The sequence below is a fragment of the Kitasatospora brasiliensis genome (assembly GCF_032654805.1).
Taxonomy (GTDB): domain Bacteria; phylum Actinomycetota; class Actinomycetes; order Streptomycetales; family Streptomycetaceae; genus Kitasatospora; species Kitasatospora brasiliensis.
The window spans coordinates 173,166-192,702 of sequence record NZ_JAUOOW010000001.1 but is presented as its reverse complement, the minus strand read 5'-3'; the positions used below and the strand labels follow the sequence as shown (position 1 = coordinate 192,702).

20 protein-coding genes are annotated in these 19,537 nt (G+C 71.7%); 9 read left to right on the top strand and 11 right to left on the bottom strand.

Features of this window, described 5'->3' with window-relative positions; translation table 11 throughout:
• The first annotated feature begins 36 nt into the window (after positions 1-36).
• Entirely contained in the window at positions 37-1,701 is a 1,665-nt protein-coding gene (locus QWJ13_RS00775; protein WP_316519827.1) for a trypsin-like serine protease, read from the top strand.
• 120 nt (positions 1,702-1,821) lie between these two features.
• Here the strand turns inward: QWJ13_RS00775 and QWJ13_RS00770 are convergent, their stop codons facing one another.
• The 3 genes from QWJ13_RS00770 to QWJ13_RS00760 all read right to left on the bottom strand — a co-directional run bounded on the left by QWJ13_RS00770 (position 1,822) and on the right by QWJ13_RS00760 (position 5,063).
• Complete coding sequence (locus QWJ13_RS00770; protein ID WP_316519825.1) at positions 1,822-2,499, bottom strand: aggregation-promoting factor C-terminal-like domain-containing protein; 678 nt, start codon at positions 2,497-2,499, stop codon at positions 1,822-1,824.
• 626 nt (positions 2,500-3,125) lie between these two features.
• Positions 3,126-4,544 (bottom strand): amino acid permease, encoded by a 1,419-nt coding sequence (locus QWJ13_RS00765; RefSeq protein ID WP_316521583.1) that lies wholly within the window; start codon positions 4,542-4,544, stop codon positions 3,126-3,128.
• Positions 4,545-4,835: 291 nt separating this feature from the next.
• Positions 4,836-5,063, bottom strand: coding sequence for a hypothetical protein (locus QWJ13_RS00760; protein ID WP_316519823.1), 228 nt, complete (start codon positions 5,061-5,063; stop codon positions 4,836-4,838).
• 138 nt (positions 5,064-5,201) lie between these two features.
• On the opposite strand from QWJ13_RS00760, the gene ku reads away from it, so the two are divergent.
• Positions 5,202-6,215, top strand: a complete 1,014-nt coding sequence (gene ku, locus QWJ13_RS00755) for a non-homologous end joining protein Ku (protein WP_316519822.1) — start codon at positions 5,202-5,204, stop codon at positions 6,213-6,215.
• A gap of 58 nt (positions 6,216-6,273) precedes the next feature.
• Positions 6,274-6,579 (top strand): hypothetical protein, encoded by a 306-nt coding sequence (locus QWJ13_RS00750; protein WP_316519821.1) that lies wholly within the window; start codon positions 6,274-6,276, stop codon positions 6,577-6,579.
• Between the two features lie 78 nt (positions 6,580-6,657).
• Here QWJ13_RS00750 and QWJ13_RS00745 read toward each other — a convergent pair whose 3' ends face one another.
• Both QWJ13_RS00745 and QWJ13_RS00740 read right to left on the bottom strand, forming a co-directional pair.
• A complete protein-coding gene (locus QWJ13_RS00745) occupies positions 6,658-8,046 on the bottom strand; it encodes an NADP-dependent succinic semialdehyde dehydrogenase (protein ID WP_316519820.1) in 1,389 nt (462 codons plus the stop codon).
• Positions 8,047-8,261: 215 nt separating this feature from the next.
• Positions 8,262-8,543 (bottom strand): DUF6158 family protein, encoded by a 282-nt coding sequence (locus QWJ13_RS00740; protein WP_316519819.1) that lies wholly within the window; start codon positions 8,541-8,543, stop codon positions 8,262-8,264.
• A 187-nt stretch (positions 8,544-8,730) separates the two neighbouring features.
• Between QWJ13_RS00740 and QWJ13_RS00735 the strand changes: the two genes are divergently transcribed.
• Positions 8,731-9,714, top strand: a complete 984-nt coding sequence (locus QWJ13_RS00735; RefSeq protein ID WP_316519818.1) for an adenosine deaminase — start codon at positions 8,731-8,733, stop codon at positions 9,712-9,714.
• A gap of 53 nt (positions 9,715-9,767) precedes the next feature.
• On the opposite strand, the gene QWJ13_RS00730 is transcribed toward QWJ13_RS00735, so the two are convergent.
• The 5 genes from QWJ13_RS00730 to QWJ13_RS00710 all read right to left on the bottom strand — a co-directional run bounded on the left by QWJ13_RS00730 (position 9,768) and on the right by QWJ13_RS00710 (position 13,185).
• Complete coding sequence (locus tag QWJ13_RS00730) at positions 9,768-10,352, bottom strand: dihydrofolate reductase family protein (RefSeq protein WP_316519817.1); 585 nt, start codon at positions 10,350-10,352, stop codon at positions 9,768-9,770.
• 65 nt (positions 10,353-10,417) lie between these two features.
• Positions 10,418-11,038, bottom strand: a complete 621-nt coding sequence (locus QWJ13_RS00725; protein ID WP_316519816.1) for a vitamin K epoxide reductase family protein — start codon at positions 11,036-11,038, stop codon at positions 10,418-10,420.
• The gene (locus QWJ13_RS00720) at positions 11,035-11,826 is read right to left on the bottom strand and encodes a DsbA family protein (RefSeq protein ID WP_316519815.1); all 792 of its coding nucleotides are present in this window, start codon (positions 11,824-11,826) and stop codon (positions 11,035-11,037) included. The genes QWJ13_RS00725 and QWJ13_RS00720 overlap by 4 nt, the downstream gene beginning before the upstream one ends.
• 127 nt (positions 11,827-11,953) lie before the next feature.
• Positions 11,954-12,613, bottom strand: a complete 660-nt coding sequence (locus QWJ13_RS00715; RefSeq protein WP_316519814.1) for a hypothetical protein — start codon at positions 12,611-12,613, stop codon at positions 11,954-11,956.
• A gap of 98 nt (positions 12,614-12,711) precedes the next feature.
• Positions 12,712-13,185: an SRPBCC family protein gene (locus QWJ13_RS00710; protein ID WP_316519813.1), complete on the bottom strand. Its 474-nt coding sequence runs from the start codon at positions 13,183-13,185 to the stop codon at positions 12,712-12,714.
• A 142-nt stretch (positions 13,186-13,327) separates the two neighbouring features.
• Here QWJ13_RS00710 and QWJ13_RS00705 point away from each other — a divergent pair, with 142 nt between their 5' ends.
• Entirely contained in the window at positions 13,328-14,197 is an 870-nt protein-coding gene (locus QWJ13_RS00705; RefSeq protein WP_316519812.1) for an Fpg/Nei family DNA glycosylase, read from the top strand.
• Positions 14,198-14,245: 48 nt separating this feature from the next.
• On the opposite strand, the gene QWJ13_RS00700 is transcribed toward QWJ13_RS00705, so the two are convergent.
• Positions 14,246-15,103: an SAM-dependent methyltransferase gene (locus QWJ13_RS00700; RefSeq protein ID WP_316519811.1), complete on the bottom strand. Its 858-nt coding sequence runs from the start codon at positions 15,101-15,103 to the stop codon at positions 14,246-14,248.
• A 264-nt stretch (positions 15,104-15,367) separates the two neighbouring features.
• Between QWJ13_RS00700 and QWJ13_RS00695 the strand changes: the two genes are divergently transcribed.
• The 4 genes from QWJ13_RS00695 to QWJ13_RS00680 all read left to right on the top strand — a co-directional run bounded on the left by QWJ13_RS00695 (position 15,368) and on the right by QWJ13_RS00680 (position 19,460).
• Entirely contained in the window at positions 15,368-16,267 is a 900-nt protein-coding gene (locus tag QWJ13_RS00695) for a polysaccharide deacetylase family protein (RefSeq protein WP_316519810.1), read from the top strand.
• Between the two features lie 155 nt (positions 16,268-16,422).
• Positions 16,423-16,749 (top strand): hypothetical protein, encoded by a 327-nt coding sequence (locus QWJ13_RS00690; RefSeq protein ID WP_316519809.1) that lies wholly within the window; start codon positions 16,423-16,425, stop codon positions 16,747-16,749.
• A gap of 193 nt (positions 16,750-16,942) precedes the next feature.
• Positions 16,943-17,815 carry a sulfurtransferase gene (locus QWJ13_RS00685; RefSeq protein WP_316519808.1) on the top strand — a complete coding sequence of 291 codons (873 nt, stop codon included), beginning with the start codon at positions 16,943-16,945 and terminating at the stop codon, positions 17,813-17,815.
• A 124-nt stretch (positions 17,816-17,939) separates the two neighbouring features.
• On the top strand, positions 17,940-19,460 hold the full coding sequence (locus QWJ13_RS00680) for a M1 family metallopeptidase (RefSeq protein WP_316519807.1): 1,521 nt from the start codon (positions 17,940-17,942) through the stop codon (positions 19,458-19,460).
• Positions 19,461-19,537: the final 77 nt, after the last annotated feature.

Below are 19,537 nucleotides of genomic sequence, written 5' to 3'. Positions count from 1 at the left end.
GGTGCCCCTCCCGAGCGTCGCAAGGAGAACCCGCTCATGTCCCACAAGTCCCCGTCCCGTTCCCGGCGGGCCGGCGTGCTGGCGGCAGCCACGGCTGCCGCCACTGTGGCCACCTTCGCCCCGGCCGGTGCCGTCTCCGGTGGCGTGGCCGCCGACGGTTCCTACGCCTTCACCACGCACCTGGCGATCGGTGACAACCTGCGGGCCTGCACCGGTGCACTGGTCGACCGGAACTGGGTGCTCACCGCCGCCTCCTGCTTCGCCGACGACACCGCGCAGCCGCGGGCCCTGGCGGCCGGCGCGCCGAAGTGGAAGACCATCGCCACTGTCGGCCGCACCGACCTGGCCACGGGTGGCGGCAGGACTTCCGAGATCGCCGAGCTGGTGCCGCACGCCGACCGGGACCTCGTGATGGCTCGCCTCGCCACGCCGGTCGACGGCATCGCCCCGGTGAAGGTCGCCGCTGCCGCACCCGCCGTCGGGCAGACGCTGCGGGTACCGGGGTACGGGCGGACCAAGGACGAGTGGGTGCCGTTCAAGCTCCACACCGGGGCGTTCTCGGTCGACACGGTGAACCCCGCGGGCATCGGCACCACCGGTACCGGCGGCGCCGCGATCTGCAAGGGCGACACCGGAGCCCCCGTGATCCGCGAGGTCAACGGCAAGGCCGAGCTCGTCGCCGTCGCCTCCCGCTCCTGGCAGGGCGGCTGCCTCGGCACCCCCGCCACCGAAACCCGCACCGGCGCCTACAACACCCGCGTCGACGACATCGCCGGCTGGGTACAGCAGACCCGTGCCAAGGCCATGGGCTGGAAGACCCAGGCCCTGATCCGCAGCAACAACAGCCTCTACCATGCGACCCGTCTGTACGACGGCTCGTGGACCCCGTACGAGGACGTCCAGGCCACGGCCGGCAACATCGGCGGCGTCCGCGCCGTCTCCACGGCCGGCATCAACGCCGACACCCATGTCATAGCGCTCGGCGGCGACGGACACCTGCACTACGCCATCCGCAACCTCGACGGCGGCTGGGGCCAGAAGTTCGTCGACCTCAACACCACCGTCTCCGACCTCGGCAACATCACCCAGGTCACCATCTCCCCGGTCGGCGGCGACCTGCACGTCGTCGTCGTCGCGGACGGCATCCTGTTCCACAGCGTCCGCAACGCCGGGGGCCAGTGGACCTCGTTCAAGGTGGTCACCGACGTCACCGGGCCGCTCACCGGCATCACCTCGATCTCCGCCGCCGGAGCCGCCGGCGGGGAACTCCACATCGCGGCCGTGTCGGGCGGGAAGGTCTACCACACCCTGCGCAACGCCGGCGGAAACTGGAGCAGGTGGGGATCGGTCGCCGACGCCGCCGGCGCCACCGCGCCCGTGACCGCCGTCGCCATCTCCCGCCAGAACAGCGACCTCAACCTCGCCCTCATCGCCAGCGACGGCCAGTACCACACCCTGCGCTACGCCAACGGCAGCTGGCAGCCCATCGCCTCCCTCGGCGGCGTGATCGGGAACATCACCGGCACCAGCATCAGCGCCGCCCCGGTCGACACCGACGCCCAGTTCGCCATCGCCACCAGCGACAACAAGGTCCTGCTCACCGCCCGGCACGCCGACGGCACCTGGGCCGCCCCCGAAACCCTCGACCTCACCTCCATCCCCGGAAACCACACCGGCACCATGATCACCAGCACCCTCTGACCCGAACCGTGGGCGGGGCGCGTCTCGCGTCTGTTCACGGGCCAGGGGGTGTTCGGCCTTCGGGCGGATGGCGTTCCGGGGCCCGCGACGCGGGGTGCGTCGCGGGCCCCGGGGAGACGATCAGTACCAGTGGTGGGTCTGCCAGAACGCCCAGGCGGCGCAGGGGCTGCCGTAGCGGGTGTTCATGTAGTTCAGGCCCCACTTGATCTGGGTGGCCGGGTTGGTGCGCCAGTCGGCGCCGGCGGAGGCCATCTTGGTGCCGGGCAGGGCCTGGACCAGGCCGTAGGCGCCGGAGGAGGCGTTGACCGCGAGCGGGTTCCAGCTGCTCTCGCGGTACACGATGTTGCTGAAGCACTGGAGCTGGCCGGCCGGGACGATCTGCGCGGCGATCTGCTGCGGGGTGCCGGAGTACGCGGCCGGGGCGGCGTCGAGGTTCTGGCGCTCCTGCGAGCGGGAGGCGGCGGCCTCGGCGTCGGCCTTGGCCTTGGCGTCCGCCTGGGCCTGCGCCTCGGCCTGGGCCTGGGCGTCTGCCTGCGCCTGGGCGGCGTCCGCCTCGGCCTTGGCCCGCGCCTCCTGGGCGGCCTGCTCGGCGGCGGCGGTGTCGGCCTGGCCCTGGTCGGCGACCAGCTCGCCGTCCACCGAGACGGCGGCCACGGGGGCGGCCTCGGCGGGGTTCCCGACCTGCGGGATGGCGAGGGCGGCGGTGGCGGCGCCGGCGACCACGAGGGTGGCGACACCGGTGATCAGGGAGTTGCGGCGGGCATGGCTGAGCTTGCCGAGCTTGGTGCTGAGCTGCATGAAGCGGACGATCCTTCTCCGTCGGGGGCCGGGCCGGTGGTACCGGGGGCGGGGCATCGCGTGGACCCCGGGTGAGCGGGATCGTGCGGCCGCCCTGGACGGCCGTGGTGCCCCGGCGGAAGCGACGGGGCGGACGGGCTGCGCGGCGGAGATGGCCGGCCGGCGCTGCCTGGCGACGGGCCATTCTTGGCAGGGCCGGCGGCGGCTGGCAAAGGCGTTCGCTACTACGTCGGGTAGTGGCCGTGGGGTGTTCGCGGAGGGTCCCGGCGGTGGATTGGTGATGTTTGCCCGAATTGTCCAATGGGGGTCGAGACGGGCGCGCGGCAGCGGGACACAAGGGCGACGGCCGCGATGGCCTGCGTTCTTCAGGCGCGGCGCGGCCGTGGACGGCCGAGCCGGACGGCCTCGGCGGTGCCGGGGAGGGGTGTGAGGGCCGCTCGTCCACTATCGGGGATCGTGGATGGCGAACCCCCTGTGGGCGGGCTCACACGTCTACCGGCTCGATGTCGACGCAGCGTGAGTGGGCGGCCACGGGCCTGTGACCGGGCCGGGGCCGGAAGACGGCGCCGGGCCCGGGAGTCTCCGCATCGACTCCCGGGCCCGGCGTTCCGCGCGGGGTTGGCGGGTCAGGAGCCCGCCACCGCCGCCGCGGCCCGCCGCCGTCGGCCCACCACGGCCGAGGCCGCCAGCACGATGGCTGCGGCGACCAGCGACAGGTACATCTGCTTGCGCCCGCCGGCGTCGGTGAACATGTACGCCACCACGAAGCCGATCATGCCGATGGCCGTCCAGGTCAGGTACGGATACAGCCACATCCGGACGGTCAGCCGCTCGGGCTGCTCACGCTCGATGATCTTGCGCATCTTCAGCTGGGAGAAGCAGATCACCAGCCAGACGAAGAGCGCGACGGCGCCGGAGGAGTTCAGCAGGAAGGCGAAGATCGTGTCCGGCGAGGTGTAGTTGAGGAACACCGCGATGAAGCCGAACACCACGGAGGCCAGGATGGCCACCCGGGGCACGCCGCGCGAGGTCACGGTGGCGAAGGACTTTGGGGCGTCGCCGCGCTGGCCGAGCGAGAAGGCCATCCGGGAGGCGGTGTACATCCCGGAGTTGAGGCAGGACAGCACGGCCGTCAGCACGATCACGTCCATCGCCTGGCCGGCGTGGGGGATGCCGATGTGGTTCAGCGCGGCCACGTACGGGTTCGCCTGGACGTCCGCGGAGTCCCACGGCAGCAGGGTGACGATCAGCAGGATCGAACCCAGGTAGAAGATCCCGATGCGCCAGATGACGCTGTTGGTGGCCTTGCTGACCGCCTTCTCCGGGTTCTCCGACTCGCCGGCGGCCAGGGTGACGATCTCGCTGCCCATGAAGGCGAAGACCACGGTGAGCATGCCGGTGAACACCGCGCCCACCCCGTGTGGCAGGAAGCCGCCGTGGCCGGTGAGGTTGGTGGCGCCGACGGCGTGGGTGCCCGGCAGCACGCCGAAGACGGCGAGGGTGGCGATCACCAGGAAGGCGGCGATCGCGACGACCTTGATCCCGGCGAACCAGAACTCGAACTCGCCGTAGGAGGCCACCGAGAACAGGTTGGTGGCGGTCAGCACGGCCATCACGATCAGGGCCCAGCCCCACTGCGGCACGCCGGGTATCCACCCGTTGAGGATCTTCGCGCCGGCCGTCGCCTCGACCGCGAGCACCACGACCCAGAAGAACCAGTACAGCCAGCCGATGGTGAACCCGGCCCAGCGGCCGAGCGCCCGGTCCGCGTACGCCGAGAACGAGCCGCTCTGCGGGTCGGCCGCGGCCATCTCGCCGAGCATCCGCATCACCAGGACGACCAGCACGCCGGCCATGGTGTAGGAGAGCAGGATGCCCGGGCCGGTGGTCGCGATGCCCGCGCCGGAGCCGACGAAGAGGCCGGCGCCGATCACACCGCCGATGGCGATCATCGACAGGTGGCGGTTCTTGAGTCCGGCCTTCAGGTGGCCGTCGCCGCCGTGTCCGACCGGATTCGGCTGGTGGGGGACCTTGGTAGCCGTCATCGGCTTGGTGGTGTCCGCACTCATCTAGGGTGCCCTGTGCCTTTCCAGCGCGCGGTGTATCCCTCGGCTCGATGCACCGGAGGGTGGGGGACAAACCCACGCGTTGCGTCGCAACCTAACTTCTATGTGCCGATGATCGGAACAATCATTTGGTAACTGTTCGCTTACCGGACATAAAAGGCCTGGTCAGAGTGGATGGAAAGGTGGCATGAAAACCTCAGATCTGACACATCGTCAGTGATCCAATGGGTTTCAAGCTCTGTAGGGGCTCAAATCGGCCGCGGCTGGCGGTCAGATGGGCCACAGGTCGAGGACGGTGAGTGCGGCCGCGTCCGCCGCGTCCCCGGTCAGCCGTGCGGCCAGGATCCGGGGGATGTCCTCTTCCTGCGAGTATCCGGGCACCACCGTCACCTCCGCGCGCCGGACGCCCGGCTCGCCCCGCACCGCGTACGTCACCAGGTAGCCGTACCGCTCCGGCGGCGGCGCCTGGGCCGGGTCCTCCCCGCTCCGGACGGTCATCCGCATCGACCTCCTCGGCCCATTGTCGGCGCGGTGTGACCGAACCGCCGTCGGTGCGGTGTGGCCGATCCGCGCGAATCCGGGCACAGTGGGACTCCCGGGGGCATGACGTCGGGGGCATGTCGGAGGAGCGGCCCCATGCAGACCACCTGGAAGGGGACGATCAGCTTCGGGCTGGTCAGCATCCCCGTCCACCTGTACTCCGCGACCCAGGAGCACGACGTCCCGCTGCACCAGGTGCACGCGAAGGACGGCGGCCGGGTGCGGATGAAGCGGTACTGCGAGCGGGAGGAGAAGGAGGTCCCGTACGCGGAGATCGCCAAGGGGTACGAGTCTCCCGACGGGCGGACCGTCACGCTCTCCGACGAGGACCTGGCCGACCTGCCGCTGCCCAGCAAGAAGATCATCGACGTACTGGCCTTCGTGGACGAGGGCGAGATCGACCCGCTGATGTTCTCCAAGGCCTACTACGTGGGCGTCGCCGACAAGGCCGCCGCCAAGCCGTACGCGCTGCTGCGCGACGCGCTCACCGAGTCCGGGCAGATCGCCGTCACCAAGATCGCGCTGCGCACCCGGGAGTCGCCCGCGGTGCTGCGGGTGCACGACAACACCCTGGTGCTCCAGACCTGCATCTGGCCCGACGAGGTCCGCCCGTCGGCCGGCATCGGGCCCGAGGAGGACGTCACCGTCCGGCCGCAGGAGCTCAAGATGGCGCGGTCGCTGATGGACACCCTCTCCGAGGACTTCGACCTCTCCCAGCTGCACGACGACTACCAGCAGGCGCTCCAGCAGGTGATCACGGCGCGACTGGAGGGCGTCGAGGTCCCGCACGAGGAGGAGCCGGGCGAGGCGCCGGACAACGTGATCGACCTGATGGAGGCGCTGCGCAGCAGCCTCAGGCAGGCCAAGGGCGGGCGGGGCGCCGGGGCGGAGGCCGAGGAGGGGGAACCCGCGCCGCGCAGGCGCGCCCCGGCAGCGGGGAAGACCGGGGGGAAGGCCACCGGGAAGCCCGCCGAGAAGACCGCCGGGAGAGCCGCCCCGAAGGCGGCTTCGAAGAGCTCGGGGGAGAGCTCGGGGGAGAGCTCGGGGAAGGGCTCGGGGGCGAAGAAGACCACCACCCGGAAGTCCACGACCCCCCGCAAGGCCTCCTGACCCTCCCCGGGGCCAGGCGTTCCTCCCATCCAGCCGTCCGGCATTGGAGGCGATCCCGATGGACCTGCTGACCTACAAGGAAGTCGACGCCCAGGCCGAGGCCCAAGCCCACGCCGGCCCCGAAGCCCGGCGGAGCCGTGGCTTCGGGCACCGGGTCTGGCACTGGCTGCTCAGCCTCAGCCCCACCGTGGTGACGTTCATGATCGCGCTCTCGATCGGCCTCGCCATGATCGCCGTCCAGGTCAGCCTGCTGCCGGTGCTGGTGCCGATGGCGATCTTCTGGGGCCTGACGGTGATCGCCATGGGCGGGGTGGTCGCCCGCTGGATGACCCCCGGACCGGGCAGGCACCGGGTGGCGTCCTGACCCGGCCGGGGTGAGCACGGACCCGGTAGGGGTCTGAGCACGGATCCGGTAGGGGTCTGGGCACGGATCCGGGAGGGCTCAGCCGATCCACACCGTGGTGACGTTGCAGAACTCCCGGATCCCGTGCCCGGACAGCTCCCGCCCGAACCCGGAGCGCTTGACGCCGCCGAACGGCAGCGCCGGGTGGGAGGCCGTCATCCCGTTGAAGAACACCCCGCCGGCCTGGATGTCCCGGACGAAGCGCTCCTGCTCGGCCTCGTCGGTGGTCCAGACGTTGGCGCTGAGCCCGAACGGGGTGTCGTTGGCGACCGCCACCGCCTCGTCCAGGTCGGCCACCCGGTAGACGGTGGCGACCGGGCCGAAGGTCTCCTCCTGGTGGATCCGCATCGCCGGGGTGATGCCGGTCAGCACGGTCGGCTCGAAGAACCAGCCGGTGTCCCAGCCCTCCGGGCGGCTGCCGCCGCACTCCACCCGGGCGCCGCGGGTGCGGGCGTCCTCGACCAGCTCCTCCAGGTCGTCCCGGCCCTGGCGGCTGGCCAGCGGGCCGACATCGGTGCCCTCGTCCATGGGGTCGCCGATCCTCAGCGCGCGCATCGCCTCGGTGAAGGCGGCGGTGAAGCGGTCGTAGACGTCGGTGTGCACGATGAAGCGCTTGGCGGCGATGCAGGACTGGCCGTTGTTCTGCACCCGGGCCCGGACGGCGGTGCGCACCGCGGCGTCCAGGTCGGCGCTCGGCAGGACGACGAACGGGTCGCTGCCGCCCAGCTCCAGGACGGCCTTCTTCACCACGTCCGCGGCGGCGGCCGCGACCGCGCGCCCGGCCGGCTCACTGCCGGTGAGGGTGACGGCGGCGACCCTGCTGTCCCGGACCACGCCCTCGACCGCGCCCGAGCCGATCAGCAGGGTCTGGAAGCAGCCCTCCGGGAAGCCGGCCCGCTGGAACAGCTCTTCGAGCGCCAGCGCGGTGCGCGGCACGTTGGAGGCGTGCTTGAGCAGGCCGACGTTGCCCGCCATCAGGGCGGGAGCGGCGAACCGGATCACCTGCCAGAACGGAAAATTCCAGGGCATGACGGCAAGAACCGGACCGATCGGGCGGTACCGGACGTAGGCGCGGGCGGCGCCGGAGTCGGAGACGTCGGCCGGCGCCGGGTGCTCGTCGGCGAGCAGCGCCTCGGCGTTGTCCGCGTACCAGCGCATCGCCTTGGCGCACTTGGCGGCCTCGGCGCGGGCGGCGGCGAGCGGCTTGCCCATCTCCTCGGTCATGATCCGGGCGACCGCCTCCTGGTCCCGGTCCAGCAGATCGGCGGCGTGGTGCAGCAGGGCGGCGCGGGTGGCGAAGGAGGTGCCGCGGTAGCTGTGGAAGGCGGCCTCGGCGCGGGCCAGCCGTCGCTCGATGCCGGCCGCGTCCAGGGGTTCGAAGGTCTTGACGGTCTCGCCGGTCGCGGGGTTGACGCTGGCGATGGGCATGCGGGGCTCCCAGGAGGGGTTCGGGTCCGGTGCGGTCAGGGTCCGCTGCGTCTGCCCTCACACCCTCCCCGACGGCCCGGCTCCGGGCACGCCACGGCGCGCCCGGCGTGTCCCGTCGGGCGGGCGTGCGGCCGGTGTTCGGCCGGTGCGCCGTCGGTGTGCGCCCGGTCCCGGTCGCTCCGCTACTCCTCTACTCCGCTACTCCGCTGCTCCGGCTACTCCGGCAACGACTCCACCCGGGCCGCCGCCTCCCGGGCCCGGGCACCGGCCCTGGTCCGTCCGGCGGTGGTCTGCCGGTGGGGGAAGCGGTGCAGGTACTCGGCCTCCAGCTCCCCGGTGCGCAGGGTGTGGCGCTTCAGCGCCTCCTCCGAGCCGTACAGGAAGGTCTCGTGGCGCGTGCGGTGCAGCTGCTCCAGCTCGTGCAGGAGCGTGTCGTTGCCCAGGGCGTGCGCGGAGATGCCCGCGGGCCGGATGTGCGGGTCGTCGGCGTGCCGCATCTCGGTGCCTCCTCGGCGGAAGTCCCCTCCTACAGGGTGCCTGCCGACCGCCGAGGGTGCACCCGTTCGTCCCCGCGCCGACCCTTCGGCGGGAGATGACCAGAACGCTCCCCGGTGCCCGGCAGCTCATAGGATGAATCTTCCAAGACCTGAGGGTCCAGCCCGCTCACGCTCGGACAGATCGCACATGCCGCTTCCCAAGGCCGAACTCCACCTGCACATCGAAGGCACCCTGGAGCCCGAACTCGCCTTCGCGCTCGCCGCCCGCAACGGCATCCAGCTGCCGTACGCCGACACCGAGGCGCTGCGCGAGGCCTACTCCTTCAGCGACCTCCAGTCCTTCCTGGACCTCTACTACGCGCTGATGGCCGTGCTGCGCACCGAGGACGACTTCGCCGACCTCGCCGACGCCTACCTGGCCCGGGCCGCCGAGCAGGGTGTGCGGCACGCGGAGATCTTCTTCGACCCGCAGGCGCACACCGCCCGCGGGGTGCCGCTGGGCATGGTGGTCGACGGGCTGACCCGGGCGCTGGAGCGCAGCGAGGAGCGGTACGGCATCAGCACCCAGCTGATCATGTGCTTCCTGCGGGACGAGTCCGCCGAGTCCGCGCTGGAGACCTTCGAGGCCGCCCGCCCGTACTTCGACCGGATCGCGGGCATCGGCCTGGACTCCGCCGAGGTCGGCCACCCGCCGGTGAAGTTCCGCGAGGTGTACCGCCGGGCCGCCGAGGCCGGGCTGCGCCGGGTCGCCCACGCGGGCGAGGAGGGCCCGGCCTCGTACATCACCGAGGCGCTGGACGTCCTCGGCGTCGAGCGGATCGACCACGGGCTGCGCTGCCTGGAGGACGGCGAACTGGTCGCCCGCCTGGTGCGCGAGCAGATCCCGCTGACCCTCTGCCCGCTCTCCAACGTCCGGCTACGCTGCATCGACACGATCGCCGACCACCCGCTGGGCGAGATGCTGGAGGCCGGCCTGCTGGTCACCGTCAACTCCGACGACCCGGCCTACTTCGGCGGCTACGTGGAGGACAACTTCCGCGCCGTCCGCGAGGCCCTCGCCCTCGACGAGGACACCCTGCGCCTGCTGGCCGCCAACTCCTTCCGCGCCTCCTTCATCGACGAGCGGCGCCGCGCCGAGCTCCTCGCCGAGGTCGAGGCGTACGTCTTCTGAGCAGGCTTCCGATCGGCCTCCGAGCAGCCTCGGAGCGGCTTGCGAGCGGCCCGTCACCCGTCCAGGGGTGACGGGCCGCCGCGCTCGTAGTGGAGCAGGGTGACGCCGTTGGTGAAGCGGTGGGTGTCCTTCAGGGCGAGCGGGACGGGGTGGTCGGTCGGGCGGAAGAAGCGGGTGCCGCGGCCGAGGACGACGGGGTGGACGTAGAGGCGGAACTCGTCGATCAGGTCGTGGGCCAGGAAGGACTCGGCCAGGTTCGCGCCGCTGAGGCACAGGTCGCCGCCCGGGCCGGCGGTGAGGGCGGCGATCGACTCGGGGGTGACCTCGCGGGCGATGGTGGTGTTCCAGTCGGCGTGGTCGAGGGTCCGGGAGAAGACGGTCTTCGGCATCTCCCGCCAGATGCCCGCGAACTCGGCCATCGGGGCGTCGGCGTCCGGATCCTGGTCGGCGGTGGGCCAGAAGGAGGCCATCAGCTCGTGCGTCACCCGGCCGGATACGAAACCACCCATTCGGGCGAGTTCCCGGTTGAAGTGGGTGTGCACCTCGTCGTCGACGAGGTTCCAACCGAGGTCGTGGTCCGGGCCCTCGAAGTAGCCGTCGACCGAGAGGGAGACGAAGAGAACGATCCTGCGTCGCATGGCATCCCACCGGGGAGGATGGTCCGCCGCCCTCCCCAGGGGAACGGCAGGGCGGCGGACGGGGATCAGATCAGGGTGCTCCAGTAGTACCAGAACCGGTTGAGGACCAGCAGCGCGATCACCGCGTACCAGAGCGCCGGGACGACCCAGTGGTAGCGGGCCGCCTCCCGGACGACCACCCGCAGGCGCGGGCCCACCGGGATGACGCCGCTGCGCAGGTTGTGCAGCGTGGTGTACCAGAACAGCGGGATCACCGCGGCCCACACCACCATGCAGTACGGGCAGAGCGCGCCGATCCGGTACAGCGCCTGGTACATCAGCCAGGTCACGAAGCCGACGCCGAACACCGTCCCGGCCTGGAGGCCGAGCCAGAACCAGCGCCGGTACGCCGCGCCCGAGAGCAGCCCGGCGCCGACCGCGATGACCACCCCGAAGGCGACCAGCCCGATCAGCGAGTTGGGGAAGCCGAAGGCCTCGGCCTGCTCGCTGCGCATGATCGAACCGCAGCTGATGATCGGATTGATGTTGCAGTTGGGGACGTACGACGGGTCCTTCAGCAGCCGGATCTTGTCCAGGGTGAGGACCGTCGAGGCGAACAGACCGACCGCGCCGCCGATCAGCAGCAGCCAGGCGAACGGGCGACTCGCGCCGAAGGAGGGCCGTACGGCGGGGGCGCCGGCGGTCATCCGGTCACCTGCTTGACCATCGCGGTGAACTGCTCGGGGGAGACGGCCTTGCCGTTGGTGAGGACGTCCAGCTTCTTGCCGTCCAGCTTGACGGTCGGGGTGCCGGTGACGTCGCTCTTGTTGAACTCCTCGTTGACCTTGGCCGCCCACGGCGCGTAGGTGCCGTCCTGGACGGCCTTCACGAAGGCGTCCGTCTTCAGGCCGGGCACCTGGCCGGCCAGGTCCAGGATGTGGTTGACGTCGCCGAAGGAGTCGCTGCGCTCGTCCGGCTGGTTGGCGTACAGCACGTCGTGGAACTGCTTGAACTTGTCCACGCCCTCGTTCAGCGCGGCGCCGGCGGCGGCCAGCGCGGTGCGCGAGCCCTTGCCGCCGAGGTTGTTGTCCAGGAACGTCGCCAGGTGGTACTCGATCTTGTAGCTGCCCTCGTCGGCGAGCTGCTGCACGGCCTTGCCGGTGGTGGTCTCCAGCTGCTCGCAGAACGGGCAGCGGAAGTCCTCGTAGACCTCCAGGGTGTGCGGGGCGTCGGCCTTGCCGTAGGTGATCACGGTGCCGCCCGGACCGCTCGCGTTGGCCGGGACGACCAGCGGGCCGTTCGCGGCGCTCGCACCGGAGCCGGAGGAGCCGCCGACGGCGAAGGCCACGCCCGCCACCAGGGCGAGCACGGCGGCGGAGGCGCCGCCGACCACCACCCGGCGGCGGATCTTGTCGGCGCGCTCGGCCTGGGCGCGGGCGGTGCGCATCCGGTCGGTGGCGGAGGTCTTCCGGTCGGTCTTGCGGGTGTTGCTCATGGGTGTCGTCGTCCTGTGCTCTCGGGTGTACGGGGAGGCACGCGCGGCCGGTCGGGGGCGTGCGCGGCGGAGAGACAGCCGGCTGAACGGGCGGGAGCTCCACGGCTCGGTGCCGCGGCTCGGGGGCTCAGACGGCCAGGGCGAACACCGGCGGACCGCGCCGGACGGCAGGGCGGACGACGACGTCCTCGGCGGGCACCAGCGTCCGGCTGGCCCGGGGGAACGGCACCCGCGCCACCGGCCGGGCCGGCAGCGGTGCGACCAGCAGACGCAGCCAGCGGGCGGCGGCCGGCAGGTGGCGGTGCAGGAACCCGCCCAGCATCCGGACGGCGCCGGTCAGGCAGCACAGCGCGGCGTCCGCGCGGCGCAGCCAGTAGGCGCCGGCCAGGGCGATCACCGTGTGCAGCAGCACGAGCAGCAGGACGCCGACCTGCGGGGAGACGCCGTGGCCGAGCAGGAAGCCGCCGAGCGAACCGCCGCCGCACAGCAGCGGCTGGAGGCCGTGCCCGGCGCCGGGCGGCAGCGAGGGACAGGAGCTCTGCGCGAGGTCGAACAGCGCGCCGGCGGCCAGCTCCAGCGGCAGGAACACCGCCGCGATCGCCGGGTAGCCGCGCTCGCGGCCGGCCAGCGCGAAGGCCACCGCGAAGACGGCGGCCGAGGCCAGCAGCATCGGGCCGACCGGCAGCGCACGGCCGGTGACCAGCACCTGGCCGAGCCCGGCGAGCAGCACGACCAGCGCGGCGAAGACCGCCGCGCGGAGCGTCCTGGTGACCGGGCCGTTGTCCATGGCACCCGAGTCTGCCACAGGTTGAAAGTGGAACGGTCTGCCCGGCGGCGCGCTGTGAACAGCCTCACCACCCGCGCTGAGCTGGGCTTATACGGTGCTTACGGGTGGGGGGCGAGGTCCGGTGCGTCATGGTCGGGGGTGTTCACCCGGGCCTCGACCAGCTGCCGGAAGTGGTCCAGGTCCTCGCGCACCGCCCGCTCGATCGCCCCGGCCTGGGCGAAGCCGCGCGGCCCGCCGAACTCCCGGTGCACCGCCTCCGGGTCGTACTCCACCCGGATCTGCACCCGGGTGTGCCCGGCGTCGAGCGGCCGCAGCGCGAAGGCGCCGCGCAGCCGGAGGGAGTCCAGCGTCCGGAAGGCCATCACCCGGCCCCGGCCGCGGTCGGTGATCTCGGTGTCGACGGAGCGCTCGGCGCCGCCGACGGCCACCCCGAGGTGGGCGAGGTTCCGGCCGTGCGGATGGGCGCTGCGGACGCCGTCGACGAACTGCGGGTACTCGTGCACCCGGTGCAGCTGCTCCCAGGCGGCGAGGACGGGGGCGGCGATGTCGATCTGTTCCTCAAGGGTGCTCATGGTGGCGCGGCACCTCCCTCGGTTCCAGCCTGCGCCTCGGGGTGGGGGCGGGCAAAGGGGGACGGGTGGCGGTGGGGGGGGGGCACAAGGGGGCCGGAAGTGAGCGCGAGCGGTCGGGGGACGGCTGCGGGAGACTGGGCGCATGCCGGAGCTGCCCGAGGTGGAGGCGCTGAGCGCCTTCCTGTCCGAGCGGCTGACCGGGCGCGTGATCGCCCGTGTGCAGCCGGTGGCGATCAGCGCGCTGAAGACCTACGACCCGCCGGTGACGGCGCTGGAGGGGCGGACGGTCGGTCGGGTGACCAGGCGCGGCAAGTTCCTGGACATCGAGGCCGAGGGGCTGCACCTGGTGGTCCACCTGGCCCGGGCCGGCTGGCTGCGCTGGAAGGACGGCCTGCCCGCCGAGCCGCCGCGGCCGAGCCCGCGGAACCCGCTGGCGCTGCGACTGCGGCTGGAGGGCGGGGCGGCGGACGGCTTCGACCTCACCGAGGCCGGATCGAAGAAGGGGCTCGCGGTCTACGTGGTGCGGGACCCGGCGGAGGTGCCGGGGGTGGCCCGCCTCGGCCCGGACCCGCTGGACCCGGCCTTCACCCTGGCGGACTTCGCCGCCCTGCTGCGCGACGACCGGCGCCGGCTCAAGGGAGTGCTGCGGGACCAGAGCGCGCTGGCCGGGGTCGGCAACGCCTACTCGGACGAGGTGCTGCACGCGGCCCGGATGTCGCCGTACAAGCTTGCCGCGAGCCTGACCGAGGAGGAGGTGGCCCGACTGTACGAGGCCCTCGGTGGCACGCTGCGCGAGGCGGTGGAGCGCTCGCACGGGCTGGCGGCGGGGGAGCTGAAGGCGGAGAAGAAGCTCGGGCTGCGGGTGCACGGCCGGACCGGCGAGCCCTGCCCGGTGTGCGGGGACACCATCCGGGAGGTGTCCTTCGCGGACTCCTCCCTCCAGTACTGCCCGACCTGCCAGACCGGGGGCAAACCACTGGCGGATCGGCGGCTGTCACGGCTGCTGAAGTGACCTCCCGGGCGGGACGGCTCAGGCGGTACCGCCCCGCCCGGTGGCGCGTCAGCGCTTGATCGCGACGCCGCCCCAGTAGTACGCGGCCTTCGGGTCGGCCGGCGGCTCGCCGTCCGGGCGCCAGGCCAGCACCGGGGTGACGCCCGGTTCGATCAGCTCCCAGCCGTCGAAGAAGCGGACCACGTCGGCGTAGCCACGCGGCACCAGGGTCATCCCGCCGGCCCGGGCGGCCGCGGCGACCTGGCCGACGGCCTCCGGGTCGAAGTCCGGGGTGGGGGTGGTCAGGGCGATGCAGCTGCCGGCCGGCAGGGCGTCGCGCAGTGCGGCGACCCGGCCCCAGGGGTCGTCCGCGTCGGCGATCAGCATCAGCACGGCGATCATCAGCAGCCCGACCGGCTGGGTGAGGTCGAGGGTGGCGGTGAGCGCCGGGTCGGCGAACAGCTCTTCGGGCTTGCGCAGGTCGGCGTGGATGTAGGTGGTGCGGCTGGCCGGGCTGGAGACCATCAGCGCGCGGGCGTGGGCGAGCACGATCGGGTCGTTGTCGACGTAGACCACCCGGGTCCCGGGGCTGACAGCCTCGGCGATCTCATGGGTGTTCGGCGAGGTCGGGATGCCGGTGCCGAGGTCGAGGAACTGGCGGATGCCGTGCTCCTGGGCCAGGTAGCGGACGGCCCGGCCCTGGAAGGCGCGGTTGGCCTTGGCCATCTCCTTGACGCTCGGCACGGCCTGTTCGATGGCCTGCCCCATGGCGCGGTCCGGCGGGAAGTTGGTCTTTCCGCCCAGCCAGTAGTCGTACACGCGGGCGGAGTGCGGGGCGGTGGTGTCGACACCGAAACGTTCCCACTGGCTCAGCTCGGCGGCGTCGTCCTGCGGGCCCTGGCTGGGGGAGTCCTGACTTGTCGTCATGGCCACGTCCTCTGATGGCAGATCATCACACTGGGGGAAGGCACAGCGTAGCGGTCCTCAGCGGAGGTGGAACGTCCGGTCGGGGAAGATCCATGGAAGAACGCGGGAAGCGGAGTGTGCGGGCGGCGCCCTTGGGCCGTCGGAGTGGTGATCGGGTCCGTCGGAGTTGCCCCCGGGGAAGGGCGGTGACGGGCGGGGGAAGCATCCAGAATGCTGTCAGATCGTCAGATTACTTCGCGAAGATTGCTGCTGGTTGCGGCTGGTATGTCCCTTCTGGGGGCGGCCGCCGGCTGTCGGAACCCCTGGGGTGGCGGGGAGGGTGGCGGGTCGGACGGCGCCGGGGCGGGCGCGACCGACGCCGTCGCTCCGTCCGCCCCGTCCGCCCCGGCGGCTCCGGCGGACGTGCCGTTCGAGGTGGCCTCGCCGCCGCCACCGTCCGCGGCGCCGTCCGCTGCCTCGTCGTCCGCCGCGGCGCCGTCTGCTGCCTCGTCGTCCGCCGCCGTGCCGTCCGGCTCCCCGTCGGCCACCGTGCCGAGCACGGTGCCGGTGCGCCGGGTGCTCACCGAGGCGGAGGCCAAGCCGGTGTACGACCTGGACCCGGCGCAGCGGGTGGTGGCGCTCACCATCGACGACGGCCCGGACCCTCGGCACACGCCGACCGTGCTGGCGCTGTTGGAGCAGCACGGGATCAGGGCGACGTTCTTCCTGATCGGCGAGAACGCGGTCGAGCACCCCGCCCTGGTGCGGGAGATCGCGGACCGCGGCCACCACATCGCCAACCACACCTGGACCCACCCGGACCTGCGGCACCTGTCCGAGACCAAGGTGCGGGACGAGCTGGAGCGCACCTCCGACCTGCTGCAACGGACCACGGGCCGGCAGCCCACCTGGTTCCGCGCCCCGGGCGGGGACTGGTCCGCGGACTCGCTCAAGGTCGCCGCCGACCTCGGGATGCGGAACATGGCCTGGTCGGTGGACCCGCGGGACTGGGCCCGGCCGGGGACTTCGTCGATCATCGACACCATCCTCAAGAACGTCCGGCCCGGGGCGATCGTGCTCAACCACGACGGCGGCGGGGACCGGTCGCAGACAGTGGCGGCGCTGAAGGCCTACCTTCCGGTGCTGATCGACGAGGGGTACTCCTTCACGGCGCCGCCGAACTGAGTGGATCATCCGGTGGCAGAGGGTAGCGGCTTTGAGGTTTAAACCACCCGAAAGGGTGGATTAGGAGAAGCGTTTCTTCATTTTTGAGGGCTCTAGGGTGATCTCGCACCAATGAAACCGGGTACCGCCGAGTACCACCTGAAAGGCCCTCACCCATGCGTCTCCGCAACGCCGTGCTGGCCGCCGCCAGCGCCATCGCCCTCGTCCTCGCCGTTCCGTACTCGGCCAACGCCGCACAGGGCGACTTCGGCTACAAGTACGGTTTCGGCTCCACCAGCGGTTTGTTCAATCCTCCGAGCGGCAAGTGCATCGACATTCCGGAGGCGACGACGCAGGAGCCGGCCTTCGCGCCGGAGAACCTCACCCGCTCCACGGCCACGGTCTTCCTGGACTTCGACTGCAACGGCGACGTCTTCTACGCGATGAACCCCGGCAAGAAGCTCGGCGACCGGCTGAAGCTGCGCTCGGTCGTCTTCTCCTGAGGCCGGCCTCCGAGGGCGGGGATCGAGGGGCGGGCGGCGCGGGGTGGCCCGGGCCGGACGGTCGGCGTAGGTTCGAACTGTCCGGCCCGGTCGCCGGCGCCTCGCCGTGCCCGTACGCCCTGCCGTAGTCGTGCGGCCCGCTGTGCCCGTGGTCGGGCGCCGAGCCCTGGGCAGGAGCGAAGGAGGGCCTGGGATGACCGGCAACGGCTACGCACACCCCGAGGCGCTGGTCCACACCGAGTGGCTGGCCCACCACCTGGACGACGGGACGATCCGGGTCGTCGAGGTGGACGAGGACACACAGGCCTACGACCGGGACCACATCCCCGGCGCCGTCGGCTGGAACTGGACCACCGATCTGCACAGCCAGGTCGGCCGGGACTACATCGACCGGGACGGCGTCCAGCACCTGCTGCGGGCGGCCGGGGTCGAGGACGACACCACCGTGGTGCTGTACGGCGGCAACAACAACTGGTTCGCCGCCTACGCCTACTGGCTGTTGCGGCTGCGCGGCTTCGGGCCGGTGCGGCTGCTGGACGGCGGGCGCAAGAAGTGGGAGCTGGAGCAGCGGGAGCTCACCCGCGAGGTGATGGACTACCAGCACACCGACTACCGGCTGAGCGGGCCCGAGCGGCCGGAGCTGCGGGCGCTGCGGGACGAGGTGCTGGCCAAGGCCGAGGTGTTCGCCAAGCCCGGGGCGGACGCGGTGCTGGTGGACGTCCGCTCGCCGGCCGAGTTCCGGGGCGAGCTGATCGCACCGCCGCATTTGCCGCAGGAGCAGGCGCAGGTGCCCGGCCACATCCCCGGCGCGGTCAACGTCCCCTGGTCGCAGGCGGCCAATGACGACGGGTCGTTCCGGTCGGCCGAGGAGCTGCGGGCGCTGTACGGGGGGAAGGGCGTGGAGTCGGAGCGCGAGGTGATCGCGTACTGCCGGATCGGCGAGCGGTCCGCGCACACCTGGTTCGCGCTCACCGAACTGCTCGGGTACCCGCACGTGAAGAACTACGACGGCTCGTGGACGGAGTACGGCTCGCTGGTGAGGGCGCCGGTGGCGCTCGGGGCGTGACTGCGACGGTGTGATTTCGGCGCGTTTCTTTTCATGAACATCTCACGATCAGGGAGTGGAGCGGGGGCCACCGGGACAAGGATTCGATCCGACCCATCGTCCCGTGTGATCCCTGGAGGACCACGTGCGCAAGAGGCTGATCGTCTCCGCCGCCAGTGCCCTGAGCCTGTTCCTGGCCGTCCCCGCCTCGGCTTCAGGCTTCCAACCCGGCGCGGCCGGGGTGGGTGACTCCTACTACCCGACCTACGGCAACGGCGGGTACGACGTCTCGCACTACGACATCCGGCTCAAGTACCAGCCCGCCACCGATGAGCTGGAGGGCACCACCACCATTCTGGCCACCGCCACCCAGGACCTGTCCCGGTTCAACCTCGACTTCGCGCTGAACGTCTCCGAGGTCCGGGTGAACGGCCGGCCGGCGGCCTTCGCCACCAGCGGTGAGCAGGAGCTGGAGATCACCCCCGCCCGGCCGCTGGCCAAGGGCAGCCAGGCCACCGTGGTGGTCCGCTACAAGGGCGTGCCGTCCACGGTGAAGAAGTACGGCTTCACCAGCTGGCACCGCACCCCGGACGGTGCTGTGGCGGCCAACGAACCCGAGTCGGCGTGGTGGTGGTTCCCGAGCAACGACCACCCGAGCGACAAGGCGACGTACGACGTCTCGGTGCAGGTGCCGAACGGCACCCAGGTGATCAGCAACGGGGTGCTGACCGGCACCTCCTCCCAGGCGGGCTGGACCCGCTACAGCTGGCGGGAGAACAAGCCCCAGGCGACCTACCTGGCCACGCTGGCGGTCGGCAAGTTCGACGTCACGACGGACACCACGGCGAGCGGGATCCCGGTCTACAACGCGTACAGCAAGGACCTCGGTGAGAACGCGGACGCGGCCAGGGCGAGCGTGGAGCGCACCGGCGAGCTGGTGGACTGGCTGAGCGGCTACTTCGGCGCGTACCCGTTCAGCTCGGTCGGCGGCTACGTCCCCAACGTGACGACCGGCTACGCGCTGGAGACCCAGACCCGGATCTTCTACAGCCCCCGGCAGTTCGCCAAGGGCTCCAACACCTCGGTGGTCGTCCACGAGTTGGCCCACCAGTGGTACGGCGACAGCGTCTCGCTCTCCCGCTGGAGCGACATCTGGCTGAACGAGGGCTTCGCCCGCTACGCCCAGTTCCTCTGGTCCGAGCACGAGAACGAGGGCACCGCCCAGGAGTTGGCCGACTACGTCTACGCCTCGCACCCGGCCGAGGACCCGTTCTGGACAGTCAAGCCGGGCGACCCGGGCCCGGACGACCAGTTCGCCGGCGCCGTCTACGACCGGGGTGCGGTGGCCATCCAGGCGCTGCGCAACGCGGTCGGGGACGAGAAGTTCTTCCGGATCCTCAAGGGCTGGCCCACCGAGCACCGTTACGGCAACGCCACCATCCGGGAATTCCAGGCGTACGCGGAGAAGGTCTCCGGGCAGAAGCTCGGCGACCTGCTGAACACCTGGCTGTTCACCGCCGCCAAGCCGGCCGTCGGGCCGGTGGCGCCGGGGGCGGCGGTCGCTGCCCCGCTGGTGGCGGGCCAGGCGCAGGCGCAGCTTCCGGTGGAGCCGAAGTCCTGGAAGAAGATCCAGGAGAGCAACTCGGTACACGACACGCATCACTGACGGGACGTCGCTCCGGTCGACCGTGACGGCTCCGCGGCATCGCCGCGGAGCCGTCATGTCGGCATGGTCTTCTCACG